Source organism: Arenimonas fontis (assembly GCF_008386465.1).
Classification (GTDB): Bacteria; Pseudomonadota; Gammaproteobacteria; order Xanthomonadales; family Xanthomonadaceae; genus Arenimonas; species Arenimonas fontis.
In genome coordinates, this window is the sequence record NZ_VUOD01000004.1 from 322,803 (window position 1) to 335,483 (window position 12,681).

10 protein-coding genes are annotated in these 12,681 nt (G+C 66.5%); 5 read left to right on the plus strand and 5 right to left on the minus strand.

Going from position 1 to position 12,681, the window contains the following annotated elements; genetic code table 11:
• Window positions 1-28: 28 nt before the first annotated feature.
• A complete protein-coding gene (locus F0415_RS07535; RefSeq protein WP_246149911.1) occupies window positions 29-853 on the minus strand; it encodes an endonuclease in 825 nt (274 codons plus the stop codon).
• The gene (locus F0415_RS07540) at window positions 854-1,285 is read right to left on the minus strand and encodes a very short patch repair endonuclease (protein ID WP_149860584.1); all 432 of its coding nucleotides are present in this window, start codon (window positions 1,283-1,285) and stop codon (window positions 854-856) included.
• 137 nt (window positions 1,286-1,422) lie between these two features.
• Here F0415_RS07540 and F0415_RS07545 point away from each other — a divergent pair, with 137 nt between their 5' ends.
• On the plus strand, window positions 1,423-2,736 hold the full coding sequence (locus F0415_RS07545) for a DNA cytosine methyltransferase (RefSeq protein WP_149860585.1): 1,314 nt from the start codon (window positions 1,423-1,425) through the stop codon (window positions 2,734-2,736).
• Window positions 2,737-2,828: 92 nt separating this feature from the next.
• On the opposite strand, the gene aceE is transcribed toward F0415_RS07545, so the two are convergent.
• Complete coding sequence (gene aceE, locus F0415_RS07550) at window positions 2,829-5,510, minus strand: pyruvate dehydrogenase (acetyl-transferring), homodimeric type (RefSeq protein WP_149860586.1); 2,682 nt, start codon at window positions 5,508-5,510, stop codon at window positions 2,829-2,831.
• A gap of 148 nt (window positions 5,511-5,658) precedes the next feature.
• On the opposite strand from aceE, the gene F0415_RS07555 reads away from it, so the two are divergent.
• The 3 genes from F0415_RS07555 (at window position 5,659) to F0415_RS07565 (ending at window position 9,016) form a co-directional block, all read left to right on the plus strand.
• Entirely contained in the window at window positions 5,659-8,097 is a 2,439-nt protein-coding gene (locus F0415_RS07555; RefSeq protein ID WP_149860587.1) for a SpoIIE family protein phosphatase, read from the plus strand.
• 4 nt (window positions 8,098-8,101) lie between these two features.
• A complete protein-coding gene (locus tag F0415_RS07560; protein ID WP_149860588.1) occupies window positions 8,102-8,485 on the plus strand; it encodes an STAS domain-containing protein in 384 nt (127 codons plus the stop codon).
• 63 nt (window positions 8,486-8,548) lie between these two features.
• Entirely contained in the window at window positions 8,549-9,016 is a 468-nt protein-coding gene (locus F0415_RS07565) for an acyloxyacyl hydrolase (protein ID WP_188310327.1), read from the plus strand.
• Here the strand turns inward: F0415_RS07565 and F0415_RS07570 are convergent.
• Both F0415_RS07570 and F0415_RS07575 read right to left on the minus strand, forming a co-directional pair.
• A complete protein-coding gene (locus tag F0415_RS07570; RefSeq protein WP_149860590.1) occupies window positions 9,013-9,528 on the minus strand; it encodes a hypothetical protein in 516 nt (171 codons plus the stop codon). The two genes, F0415_RS07565 and F0415_RS07570, sit on opposite strands and share 4 nt — an antisense overlap.
• A 29-nt stretch (window positions 9,529-9,557) precedes the next feature.
• A complete protein-coding gene (locus F0415_RS07575) occupies window positions 9,558-11,855 on the minus strand; it encodes an NADP-dependent malic enzyme (RefSeq protein WP_149860591.1) in 2,298 nt (765 codons plus the stop codon).
• 143 nt (window positions 11,856-11,998) lie between these two features.
• On the opposite strand from F0415_RS07575, the gene F0415_RS07580 reads away from it, so the two are divergent.
• Window positions 11,999-12,643 (plus strand): winged helix-turn-helix domain-containing protein, encoded by a 645-nt coding sequence (locus tag F0415_RS07580; RefSeq protein WP_149860592.1) that lies wholly within the window; start codon window positions 11,999-12,001, stop codon window positions 12,641-12,643.
• Window positions 12,644-12,681: the final 38 nt, after the last annotated feature.

Sequence of the window (12,681 nt, forward strand, 5' to 3'; positions counted from 1 at the left end):
TCAACAATCATGCCGGCTCTGGCGCCGACTATTGATTTCTCGCTCTGTATAGCGCCAAGTCCTCCGGCGACACCTGACTTGCCGGAACAAGGTCGTAGTGTTCTTCCGCGAGTATCCTCACGTCGCCATCTTGGATGGCAAGCTCGAACATCGCAATCTTACTGCTCGTAATGAACTGTGCCGAAACCGAGCGGCATATCAGGTTAGGGAACTTCTCTTGGCAGCAGGCAATATCCTGTTCGGTCTGCTGCCTGCCGTGCTTATCTTTCCCGCCTTTCGCCTGTACCGGAATGATGTACTGCCTTCCGGCTCTATCGATCCCAACATACAGTTCGTCGATCTCGATCTGCCCTATTCCCTGAACGGTCGTTCGCAGGTGATTCTGAAGAGAATACGCGGCGATGCCGAGAAATATATCCACCAGCCTGTTGTATCTGACCTTCGCCAAGAGCGCTTGTTCGTCACCAAGAGCATAGGCGCCAATGATCTCGGGAGTCGCGTCGGGAATCTTAACGACGACCAAGTCTTCCCTTGGCACAATTCGCACCGGCCTTACGAGCCTAAACGAATACTTGGCGACGCCCTCCCCCTGGATTATCCACTCATATCCCTTTGGCGCCGTCTTCGCGATTCCGCTCGGAAGCTCCTGTCTGAACTTGAAGGAATAGATCGTGTCTCCAAGGTTCTTCGGGCGCGCTATTCCTAGATCCCTCGCAACTTCCTCGAACTCGTCGCGATCAAATCGGATCTTAGTGGCGCCCGACTTGTGGTGGCGCCGAAAAATCTCCTCAACTATTGCCGCGTAGCGGTTCCGCCCCTTACTCGCCACCTTGGCACCCTTCTTGTTCGACACTCACTCCTCCGTCCTTCTCGATTCATGCTTGGAAACAATGGATCGCAGCAGCTTCATTTCCAGCCTTTTGAGGTCTCGAATCTCGCACTCGCGAACTGTCAGAACGCGCCAACCCATCGCCCGGAGCCGCCTTCGAACCCTCGCATCCCTTTTTCGATTTACCTCAATCTTCGACCTCCAATAGCTCACCCGAGTTTTCGGAATCCTCCCCTTTTTGCAGCGATGGCCGTGCCAAAAACAACCGTGCACGAACACGACAGTCCTCCTCCCGGGCAGCACTATGTCAGGCGTTCCGGGCAGATCCCTCCGGTGGAGCCTGAACCGGAACCCAAGCCGATGCAACACCGACCTAACCAGAAGCTCGGGCCCTGTATCGACGGACCGTACGCGGGACATCAGCCAACTGCGCCGCTGGGGGGGCAGTCTATCCACGGGACCGGGGCCTCCTCGAGTCTCAGCTTCTGAGAGCTGAAGGGCCGACCCTCACAATCCGAGGCCGGGCACCTTCCTACACCGTACTCGGCGATCTCCGATCAACATTGCCAATCCAGACCCCTATAATCCTCGCCATGGACCAGAATTCAAGGCCTATCGGCATCGACCTCTTTGCTGGGGCGGGGGGCATGAGCCTCGGCTTCGAACAGGCCGGATTTGATGTCGTCGCTGCCGTTGAGATCGATCCGATCCATTCGGCCGTGCACAAGTTCAATTTCCCCGATTGCGCGGTCATTCCCCGATCCGTGTCGGAGGTATCGGGTGCCGATATCCGGCGGGCCTCAGGAATCGGAAGGAGGCGAGTCGACGTAGTCTTCGGAGGCCCTCCTTGTCAGGGATTCTCGCTGATCGGCCAACGCGCCTTCGACGACCCTCGAAACGCGCTCGTCCGCGAGTTCGTTCGGCTGGTTTGCGAGCTTGACGCGAGCTATTTCGTTTTCGAGAACGTGAAAGGACTGACGGTCGGAAAGCATAGGGCGTTCCTCGAAGAGTTGATCGATGCTTTTGAAATATCTGGCTACAAGGTCACCAAGGACTGGCAGGTACTGAACGCGTGCGATTACGGCGTCCCTCAGGACCGTCAGCGCTTATTCCTTCTTGGGGCTAAACGCGGAATCGCCCAACCCGCGTATCCTGCGCCAACGACCGCAAAACCAGGCGTCACTAGCGCCCTACCGAAAGTTCCGACATGCTCCGATGCCTTGGGAGATTTGCCGGATGCGGAACGCTTCAAACAGCTGATCGACTTTGACGAAGTCGTAACGACAAGGTGGGGAAAACCGTCCGCCTATGCCAAGTTGATGCGCTGTCTAGACAAGGACGGATGGCATTTCGGCTATCGTCGCATTTGGAATCCGGACTTGCTTACGTCCAGCATGCGTTCCGACCATACGGTCATCTCGCGCCAGCGTTTTGCCGACACTCCTCCCGGGACGGTCGAACCCGTATCCAGGTTCTTCAAGCTTCACCCCCATGGAATCGCAAACACGCTCCGTGCCGGCACCGATTCTGCCCGAGGGGCGTTCACAAGTCCGAGGCCTATTCACTACCGCTGGAACCGATGCATTACCGTCCGCGAGATGGCGCGCTTGCACGGGTTCCCCGACTGGTTTCGCTTCAACGAGACAAAATGGCATGGCGCCAGGCAGGTAGGTAATGCAGTTCCGCCGCCGCTTGCGCGCGCAGTTGCGCAGCAGATAGCCCTGGCACTAGGGGTTTCCGCTTCACGCCCCAAAAGGGTGATTCGCCTTGGCGACGCTTCCCTCTTGCGCCTGGACATGTCAGCCGCCTCGAACTACTGGGGCATACCGCGACCGATCGGCCATAGAGATAGAAAGAGCGGCGCCAAGAAGCGCCGCCAGCTAGACCTGACAGATCAGTTGTTCTAGTTCGAGGGCGTCAGAAAATACAGCAGGCAAGCATCCCTTGTACCGAAGATTCTTCCCCGCATCCTGAATGGGCCTCGATCACTGCGCCTAGCTCAGACCCCCACCGGATTGGCCTTCTCCACGTCGATCCTGTACTGCTTGATCGCCCGCGCCACATCCTTCGCATTCATCTTGCCCTCGGCGGCCAGCGCTGCGATCGCCGCGTGGGCGATGTAGTAGCGGTCGACCTCGAAGAAGCGGCGCAGGTTGGCGCGGGTGTCGCTGCGGCCGAAGCCGTCGGTGCCCAGCACGGTGTAGCGCATCGGCACGAAGGCGCGGATCTGGTCCGGGTAGGCGCGCACGTAGTCGGTGGCGGCGATGGCCGGGCCCTGGCGCCCCTCCAGGCACTGCGTGACGTAGGGCAGGCGCGGCTTTTCTTCCGGGTGCAGGCGATTCCAGCGCTCGACGTCGAAGCCGTCGCGGCGCAGCTCGGTGAAGCTCGGGCAGCTCCAGATGTCGGCGCTCACGCCGAAATCCCTGTCCAGCAGTTCGGCGGCGGCGATGGCCTCGCGCAGGATGGTGCCGCTGCCCAGCAGCTGTACGCGCAGCTCGCCCTTCTTCGGCTTGCCGGCGTCCCTGAGCAGGTACATGCCCTTGAGGATGCCCTCCTCGGCGCCCTTGGGCATCTCCGGGTGGGTGTAGTTCTCGTTCATCAGGGTGAGGTACCAGTACTCGTCCTGCTGGTCCTCGAGCATGCGCTTCATGCCGTGCTGCAGGATCACCGCCACCTCGTAGCCGAAGGTGGGATCGTAGGCGCGGCAGTTGGGGATGGCGCCGGCCAGCAGATGGCTGTGGCCATCCTCGTGCTGCAGCCCCTCGCCGTTGAGGGTGGTGCGGCCGGCGGTGGCGCCCAGCAGGAAGCCGCGCGAACGCATGTCGGCCGCCTGCCAGGCGCTGTCGCCGATGCGCTGGAAGCCGAACATCGAGTAGTAGATGTAGAACGGCAGCATCGGCTGGTCGTTGCTGCTGTAGCTGGTGGCCGCGGCCATCCAGCTGCTGAAGGCGCCGGCTTCGGTGATGCCTTCCTCCAGCACCTGGCCGGCCTGGTCCTCGCGGTAGTACATCAGCTGGTCGGCGTCCACCGGCTTGTACTTCTGGCCCTTGGGCGAATAGATGCCGATCTGCCGGAACAGGCCCTCCATGCCGAAGGTGCGCGCCTCGTCGGCGACGATGGGCACGCAGCGCGGACCGACCTGCTTGTCGCGCAGCACGATGTTCAGGGCCTGGACGAAGGCCATGGTGGTGCTGAGCTCGCGCTCGCCGCTGCTCTTGAGCAGGCGCTCGAAGGCCTCCAGCTTCGGCACCTGCAGCGCCACGCTGGTCTTGCGCCGGCGCTGCGGCAGGAAGCCGCCCAGCCTCGCCCGCCGCTCCTTCATGTACTGCACCTCGGGCGAGTCGGCGCCCGGATGGTAGAACGGCACCTGCGACAGCTTGTCGTCCGGGACCGGAATGTTGAAGCGGTCGCGGAAGGCGCGCACCGCCTCGTCGTCGAGCTTCTTGGTCTGGTGGGTCGGGTTCAGCGACTCGCCGGCCCGGCCCATGCCGTAGCCCTTCACCGTCTTGGCCAGGATCACGGTCGGCTGGCCGGCGTGGTTCACCGCCGCATGGTAGGCGGCATAGACCTTGTGCGGGTCGTGGCCGCCGCGATTCAGACGCCAGATGTCCTCGTCGCTGAGGCTGGCCACCATGGCCTTGGTTTCCGGGTACTTGCCGAAGAAGTGCTCGCGCGTGTAGGCGCCGCCGAAGGCCTTGCAGTTCTGGTACTCGCCGTCCACGGTCTCCATCATCAGCTTGCGCAGCATGCCGTGGCTGTCGCGCGCCAGCAGCGGGTCCCAGTAGCTGCCCCAGATCAGCTTGATGACGTTCCAGCCGGCGCCGCGGAAGCTGCCTTCCAGCTCCTGGATGATCTTGCCGTTGCCGCGCACCGGGCCGTCCAGGCGCTGCAGGTTGCAGTTGATCACGAATATCAGGTTGTCCAGGCCCTCGCGGCCGGCCAGGGCGATGGCACCCAGGCTCTCGGGTTCGTCCGTCTCGCCGTCGCCGAGGAAGCACCAGACCTTGCGGTCGCTTTTTGGCAGCAGGCCGCGCGCCTCCATGTACTTGAGGAAACGCGCCTGGTAGATGGCGCTGATCGGACCCAGGCCCATGGACACGGTCGGGAACTGCCAGTAGTCCGGCATCAGCCAGGGATGCGGGTAGCTGGAGACGCCCTTGCCGTCCACTTCCATGCGGAAGTTGTCCAGCTGGTCCTCGCCGATGCGGCCCTCCAGGAAGCTGCGGGCGTAGATGCCCGGCGAGCTGTGGCCCTGGATGTAGACCAGGTCGCCCGGATGGCTTTCGCTGGGCGCGCGCCAGAAATGGTTGAAGCCGACGTCGTAGAGCGTGGCGCTGGAGGCGAAGCTGGCGATGTGCCCGCCCAGGTCGCCCGGCTTGCGGTTGGCGCGCACCACCATCGCCATGGCGTTCCAGCGGATGATGCTGCGGATCCGCCACTCCATGGCGGCGTCGCCGTCGCTCTTGGCCTCCAGGTGCGGCGGAATGGTGTTGACGTACTCGGTGGTCGGGTGGAAGGGCAGGTGGGCGCCGGTACGCCGGGTCAGCTCGACCATGCGCTCGAGCAGCTGATGCGCGCGCTCGGGACCGTCGTGGTCCAGCACCGCCTTCAGCGACTCCACCCATTCCCGGGTCTCGGTCGGATCGGGGTCGTTTTCCAGTACGTCGTTCAACCAGTTCATATCCGTTCCTGGGCCGCGTGGCGGCGCTTCCTGCAGCCGAAGTGTTCCAGCCGGCGGAGTTTAACCCAGCCCGCCCTTGCCGGACCCCGCTCGGAAGCGCGGTTCCGTTCGGACCGGTATGCTGGCCGCACCCCTTGCAGGAGGGTGCATGGACGTGGTTGCCGACGCTGCCACCGCCAAGCCGGCCCGACGGCCGCTGCCCTGGCAGCGCAGCCTGCGCACCCGGCTGGCCCTGTGGTCCAGCCTGGCCAGCGTACTGCTGCTGCTGGCCGTGGCCATGGTGTTCTACGCGGCCCTGCGCCTGGTGTTGGTGCAACTGGCCCGGGACGAGCTGCGCAACCTGTCGGAACAATCGGCGCGCGGCCTGCAGGCCACCCTGGACTCGGTGCAAGTCAGCGGCCGCGCCCTCACCGGCGCGGCGGCGCGCCTGGGTCGCCAGCCGGTGAACCTCACCAACCTGATGAAGGCCACGCTCGATGCCGACCCGGCCATCGCCGGGGTCATGCTGATCATCGAGCCCGGGCGGCTGGAACCGGGCGATCCCGGCTTCGACTGGTACATCCGCCGCGACGGCGACGGCCTGGTGGAATCCTCGGTGCGCGCCCTGGGGCCGGAGTACGAGGATTACCGGGTGATGCCCTGGTGGATCCGCACCATGACCTCGCCGGACCCCTGGTGGTCCGAGCCCTATCGCAACGAGGCGACGGCCAACGAGTGGTTCGTCACCTACAATCTGGCCCTGCGCCGCAGCGGCGACCCTGCCACGGCCGAACCGGTGGGCATGGTCAGCGTGGACGTGCCGGTTTGGCGCCTGCGCGCGGTACTGGGCGACGCGCCTGCGGACGGCGAGCTGCGCCCGGCCCTGGTTACGCCCGGTGGCACCCTGGCCGTCCACGCCGATCCGGCGCTGGCGATGCAGGCCGGCCTGCAGGAGCAGGTACGGCACGGCCGCACCGAGCTGGAACCGCTGCTGCGCGCCTGGCGCGAGGGCATTGCCCTCGAACTGCGGCACGAGCTGGCGTCCGGGCCGCACGCCGGCGAAGTGCGCTACACGGTGGCGCAGCCGGTCGGCGACACCGGCTGGGTATTCGGCCTGAGCGTGGACGAACGCTGGGTGCTGGCTTCGCTCAACCGGGTCACCTTCTGGGGCGTGCTGGCCGGCCTGGTCGGCGTGCTGTTGACCGTGCTGGTGGTGCAGCGCTACTCGCGCCTGATCGCCCAGCCCATCGAGGACCTGACCCGCAGCGCCGATCACTTCGCCCAGGGTGAGTTCGACTACCCGTTGCGGCACGTCGAGCGCGAGGACGAGGTCGGCGTGATGGCGCGCGCCCTGGATGTTGCCCGCGATTCGATCAAGCGGCAGATGGCCGAGATCGCAGACATGGGGGCCCAACGTCTGCGCATGCAGAGCGAACTGGACATCGCCCGCGACATCCAGTTGGCCATGCTGCCGCGCGGCAACGAGCTGCGTGCCGGCGATGCCCACCTGGAGGTACACGGGCTGCTGGAACCGGCCCGGGTGGTCGGTGGCGATTTCTACAACTTCTTCCAGCGCGACGACGATGCGCTCTGGTTCGTGATAGGCGACGTCTCCGACAAGGGGGTGCCGGCCGCGCTGTTCATGGCCCGGGCCCTGACGGTGCTGGAGGTGGCGGCGCAACTGGGCGGCTCCCCCGACCGGGCCCTGCGCGAGGCCGCCCGGCACCTGGTCGAAGGCAACGACACCTGCATGTTCGCCACCGTGCTGTGCGGGGTGGTGGAACTGCGCACCGGCATGGTGTCGCTGGCCAGCGCCGCGCATGAACCGCCGGTGCTGCTGCATGCGGACGGCCGCCGGGCCCTGGTGCCGGTGGCCACCGAAGGCCCGCTCGGCGTGGACGTGCCGGCCGGCTTCCCGGTCTGGCGCGGCCGCCTGCTGCCTGGCGATACCTTGCTGGCCTATACCGACGGCATCACCGAGGCCTTCGACCCCGAGGATCGCGCCTTCGGCAGCGATCGCCTGCTGGCCGCCCTTGACCCGGACAGGAACGCCCGCGACCAGTGCGAGGCGCTGGTGGCGGCGGTGCGCGGCTTCGCCGGCGGCGCGCCGCAATCCGACGACATCACGGTGCTGGCCGTGCGCTTCAAGCGCGATGCCGACCGCCAGCAGCGCTTCTGCGTGAAGGCGGCGCTGCGCCCGCCCTTGCCGGGCGACCCGGTGCGCCAGCTGCTGGCCGAGATGGACAGCGGCCTGGCCGGCCATGCCTTGCCCATGACCGTGCTGCACGACCTGCACCTGGTGATCGAGGAAGTGGCCTGCAACATCGTCCACCACGGCGCCGAGGAAGGCCGCGAGCCGGCCCTGGAACTTCGCGCCACGGTGGACCAGGACCGCCTGGAACTGGAGTTCCGCGATGACGGCCGCCCCTTCGACCCCTTGTCGGCGCCCGTCCCGGACCTGGACGCCGACATCAGCGACCGTCCGATCGGCGGCCTCGGCGTGCACCTGGTGCGCGAACTGGCCGAGGAACTGGAGTACCGCCGCGAGGCCGGCCGCAACGTGCTGCGAATCGCCCTGCACATCCCCCCACCCCCCGACCAGGAGTGACACCATGAGCCTGAGCATCGAGATGAGCCCGGCCGAGGCCGGCAAGCAACGGGTCGCCGTCGCCGGGCGCCTGGACACCCACACCTATGCCGAGCTGGACGCTCAGCTGGCGCCGGTGCTGGCCTCGGACATCCGTTCGCTGGTGCTGGATCTGGCCGGACTGGAGTACATCAGCTCGGCCGGTGTGCGTTCGATCTTCAAGGCCCGCAAGGCCATGGCCGCGCGTGGCGGCAAGGTGCTGGTGGTGAACCCGCAGCCACAGATCCAGAAGGTCTTCGACGTGGTCAAGGCAGTGCCCTTGAACGAGATCTTCTCCTCGGTGGCCGAGGCCGACGCCTACCTGGACACCATGCAACAAAAAGTTCTGCGCGGGGAGGATGACGAGTAGGCCCCGGCCTGTCGGATAATGGCCGGCCCAAACGCCCCCTGGCACCAGAAGAAGAACCATCCCGTGCGCCGCCATTTTCCCTTCGTCCTCCTGTTCGCCCTGCTTGGCCTGTCCGCCCTGGCTTCCGCCCCCGCCGCCGCCCTCGAATTCGAGCTGGGCGCCGGCCCGGTGGACGAGATCGACGGCGATGGCACCTGGATCGCCACTGCCAGCTGGCTTACCGGGCAACGTCACCCCTGGGAACTCGCCGTCGGCATGATCGGCGCCCGCACCCAGGCCCAGGGCGTCGACACCGGCGACGTCTACTTCGTCTCGGTGTCCAGGCGCCTGACCTGGAAGCGCTGGTTCGTGCAGGGCGGCATCGCCTTCACCGACAGCGACAACGAGGTACTGTCGAACCATTGGCAGTTCCGCACCGGCCTCGGCTACGACTTCGGCCGGTTCAGCCTGTCCGTCGCGCACCTGTCCAACGCCAATACCGGCGGCCGCAACCGCGGCGAGACCTTCGCCCTGCTGCAGGTGGCGTTCTAGAGCCGGCCCAGCACGAACAGCGTGCCGTAAACCAGCAGGGAGCCGGTCACGTACCAGCGTTCGACCCGCCGCCGGCGGGCCGGATCCTCGCGCGCGCCGAACAGGTCCAGCAGGGCCTGGCGCAACAGGAAGGTGTACAGCACGTAGTAGAGGAAGGGGATGACGTGCACGTACCAGGGGAAGTCGCCGACCCGCTTGCCGAACAGGCCCAGCAGCCAGCCGATCTCGGTGTAGATGCCGAAGGTGCCCAGGGCGGCATTGATGAACATCCACCTGACCTCCTCACGGCCGAAGATCGCCAGGTAAAAGACCAGGTAGACCAGGATGGCGAAGCCACCGTGCATGTACAGGAAAGCGACATCCACGCCTTCGGCGAAGTAGGCCATCAGGAAGCCGGAACCGCCGAAAGCGCCCATGTGCACCAGGAAAAACGGGTACAGGCAGCCGGTGGGCGCCTTCTCGCCCTTCCGGTACAGCCTGCCGTTGATGCTCAGGTCGGATTTCAGCTTCATGGCGCCCTCCCCGGCACCATCGGTTCGGCTCATCCGCGCGCCGCCCGGATCTGCGCGTCCACCGCCGCGATCGCCGTCATGTTGACCACCCGTCTTACGGTCGCCGAGGGCGTCAGCACGTGCGCGGCGGCCGACAGCCCCATCAGGATGGGCCCCAGGCCGACGCCGTCGGTGACGTTGCGCACCAGGTTGTAACCGGCGTTGGCGGCGTCCAGGTTGGCGAAGGCAAGCAGGTTGGCGCGGCCGCTCAACCGCGAGTTCGGGAAGATGCGCTGGCGCGCCTCCTCGTTCAGGGCGATGTCGGCGTGCATCTCGCCCTCGACCTCCAACCGCGGGGCCCGCTCGCGCAGGATCTGCAGGGCATCGCGCATCTTCTGGGCACTGGCGCTCTCGCTGGAGCCGAAGTTGCTGTGGCTGATCAGTGCCGCCTTCGGCGTGATGCCGAACAGCTTCAGACGGAAGGCTGCCTGCACCACCGATTCGGCCACCTGGGCAGCGCTCGGGTCCACCTGCACATGGGTATCGGTGAAGAAGGTCACGCCCTTCTCGTTGATCACCGCGCTGAGCGCCGACAGGCCGCGTTCCTCGCTTTCCACGCCGAGGATCTGCCGAACGTATTTGAGCTTGCGCACGTAACGGCCGACCAGGCCGCAGAGCATGGCATCGGCCTCGCCACGCCGGACCATCAACGCGGCGATCACCACGTCACGGGAGCGGACGATGGCCTTGGCCGCGGCCGGCGTGATGCCCTTGCGCTGCATGATCTGGTGGTAGAGCTGCCAGTACTCGTTGAAACGCGGGTCGTCGTCGATGTTGGTGACCTCGACCTCGCGCCCCAGCTTCAGGCGCAGGCCCAGGCGCTGGATGCGCCGTTCGATCACTGCCGGCCGGCCGACCAGGATGGGGAAGGCCAGGCCTTCGTCCACCACCGTCTGCACGGCGCGCAGCACGGTTTCCTCCTCGCCCTCGGCATAGACCACGCGCTTGCGGTCGGCGCGGGCGCGGTCGAACAGCGGCTTCATCACCAGGCCGGTACGGAAGACCCAGCTGCTGAGCCGGTCGCGATAGGCGTCCAGGTCCTCGATCGGCCGGGTGGCGACACCGGACTCCATGGCCGCGCGCGCCACCGCCGGCGCCACCGACACCAGCAGGCGCGGGTCGAAGGGACGGGGAATCAGGTACTCCGGGCCGAAGCGCGGAGTGTCGCCGCCGTAGGCCGTGCCCAGGTCGGTGGCCTCGCGCCGGGCCAGTTCGGCGATGGCCTGCACACAGGCCAGCTTCATCTCCTCGTTGATCGCGGTGGCGCCGACGTCGAGCGCGCCACGGAAGATGTAGGGGAAGCAGAGCGCGTTGTTGACCTGATTGGGGTGGTCGCTGCGGCCGGTGGCGATGACCGCGTCGGGGCGGGCCTGACGCGCCAGGGCGGGATCGATCTCCGGGGTCGGATTGGCCAGGGCGAAGATGATCGGGCGCTCGGCCATGGTCCTGACCATGTCGGCGCCGAGGATGTTGCCGGCCGATACCCCGATGAAGACGTCGGCGCCACGGACGATGTCGGCGAGGCTGCGGGCGGCCGTATCGCGGGCGTAGCGGGCGATGCCGTGGTTGCCGCCGCCGGGCTGCAGGTCGGGGCGGTCGACATGAAGCACGCCGTCGCGATCGGCGACCAGGATGTTTTCCGGCTTCACGCCCAGGGCCACCACCATGTCCAGGCAGGCGATGCCGGCGGCGCCGGCGCCGCTGACCGCCAGCTTCACCTCGCCGATCCGCTTGCCCACCACCTTGAGGGCGTTGAGCAGGGCGGCGCCGACGATGATGGCGGTGCCGTGCTGGTCGTCGTGGAAGACCGGGATCTTCAGCCGCTCGCGCAGCTTGCGCTCGACCACGAAACATTCGGGCGCCTTGATGTCCTCGAGGTTGATGCCGCCGAAGGTGGGCTCGAGCGCGGCAATGATCTCGACCAGGCGGTCCGGGTCCTTTTCGGCGATCTCCAGGTCGAACACGTCGATGCCGGCGAACTTCTGGAACAGCACGCCCTTGCCTTCCATCACCGGCTTGCCGGCCAGCGGGCCGATGTCGCCCAGGCCGAGCACGGCGGTGCCGTTGGTGATCACGCCGACCAGGTTGCCGCGGGCGGTGAGCGCGCTGGCCTCGCCCGGGTCGGCGACGATGGCCTCGCAGGCGGCGGCCACGCCCGGCGAATAGGCCAGCGCAAGGTCGCGCTGGGTGATCAGGGCCTTGGTCGGGGTGACCTTGATCTTTCCGGCCGGCGCTTGCCGGTGGTAGTCGAGGGCGGCCTGCTTGAAATCGTCTTGCGTTTCGGACATGGACTGGGCTGGTTCGGCGGCCGGGGCGCAGGGCCCGGCAAAGAGGCCCGATTGTAGCCGCCCCGCCGCAATCGCGGCCGACGCGGCCGTATGGCGGTCAGGACTGCGTTATCCTGCCCCCAGGCAGCAAGAGCGCCCTTTCCATGAGTGTCCCGCCCGGCCAAGGCGAACTTCCGCTGGCAAGCGCCGGCCCGGACACCTTCCGCTTCGGCGAGTTCGAGCTGAGCCTGCCACGCCGGCTGTTACTGCGTGCCGGCGAGCCGGTGGAGCTGCAACCCAAGGTCTTCGAGTGCATCGCCTTCCTGCTGCTCAACCGCGGGCGGGTGGTGGACAAGACCGAACTGCTGGATGCGGTCTGGCCGCGCCAGGTGGTGACCGAAGCGGCGCTCAGCCGCTGCGTGATGAAGGCGCGGCGGGCGCTGGACGACGAAGCCGAAAACCCGAAGGTCATCCTGACCGTGCACGCACGCGGTTATCGCTTCATCGCGCCGGTGGAGCCGGTGCTGGACCGCCGTAGCCGCGACCGCGCCGGCGCCACCGAAACGGGTGGGGCGACGCTTTCAGACCCGCTGCCCGCCACCGGTCGGGAGACGGAGCCCACCGCGCCGGTCCCCGCCGATGCGGCGGCGCCGGACGGTGGCCCTGCCTCCTCCGTGACGCCGGCCCCCTCCACGCCTGGACCTGCCGCAGAGGGCGCCGCCCCGTCGCGGCGAGCCCGTCTGGCCTGGGCCATCGGCCTGCCGCTTGCCCTGCTGGCCGCCCTGCTGGCCACCCGCGCCCTGATCTGACCCTTTGATCTGACCCTTTGATCTGACCCTTTGATCTG

Bases quoted from the DNA above. Each gene is read 5' to 3' on its own strand.
- aceE (WP_149860586.1), bottom strand. From the start codon at position 5,510: ATGAACTGGTTGAACGACGTACTGGAAAACGACCCCGATCCGACCGAG.
- F0415_RS07575 (WP_149860591.1), bottom strand. From the start codon at position 11,855: ATGTCCGAAACGCAAGACGATTTCAAGCAGGCCGCCCTCGACTACCAC.
- F0415_RS07555 (WP_149860587.1), top strand. From the start codon at position 5,659: ATGGACGTGGTTGCCGACGCTGCCACCGCCAAGCCGGCCCGACGGCCG.
- F0415_RS07560 (WP_149860588.1), top strand. From the start codon at position 8,102: ATGAGCCTGAGCATCGAGATGAGCCCGGCCGAGGCCGGCAAGCAACGG.
- F0415_RS07545 (WP_149860585.1), top strand. From the start codon at position 1,423: ATGGACCAGAATTCAAGGCCTATCGGCATCGACCTCTTTGCTGGGGCG.
- F0415_RS07580 (WP_149860592.1), top strand. From the start codon at position 11,999: ATGAGTGTCCCGCCCGGCCAAGGCGAACTTCCGCTGGCAAGCGCCGGC.
- F0415_RS07570 (WP_149860590.1), bottom strand. From the start codon at position 9,528: ATGAAGCTGAAATCCGACCTGAGCATCAACGGCAGGCTGTACCGGAAG.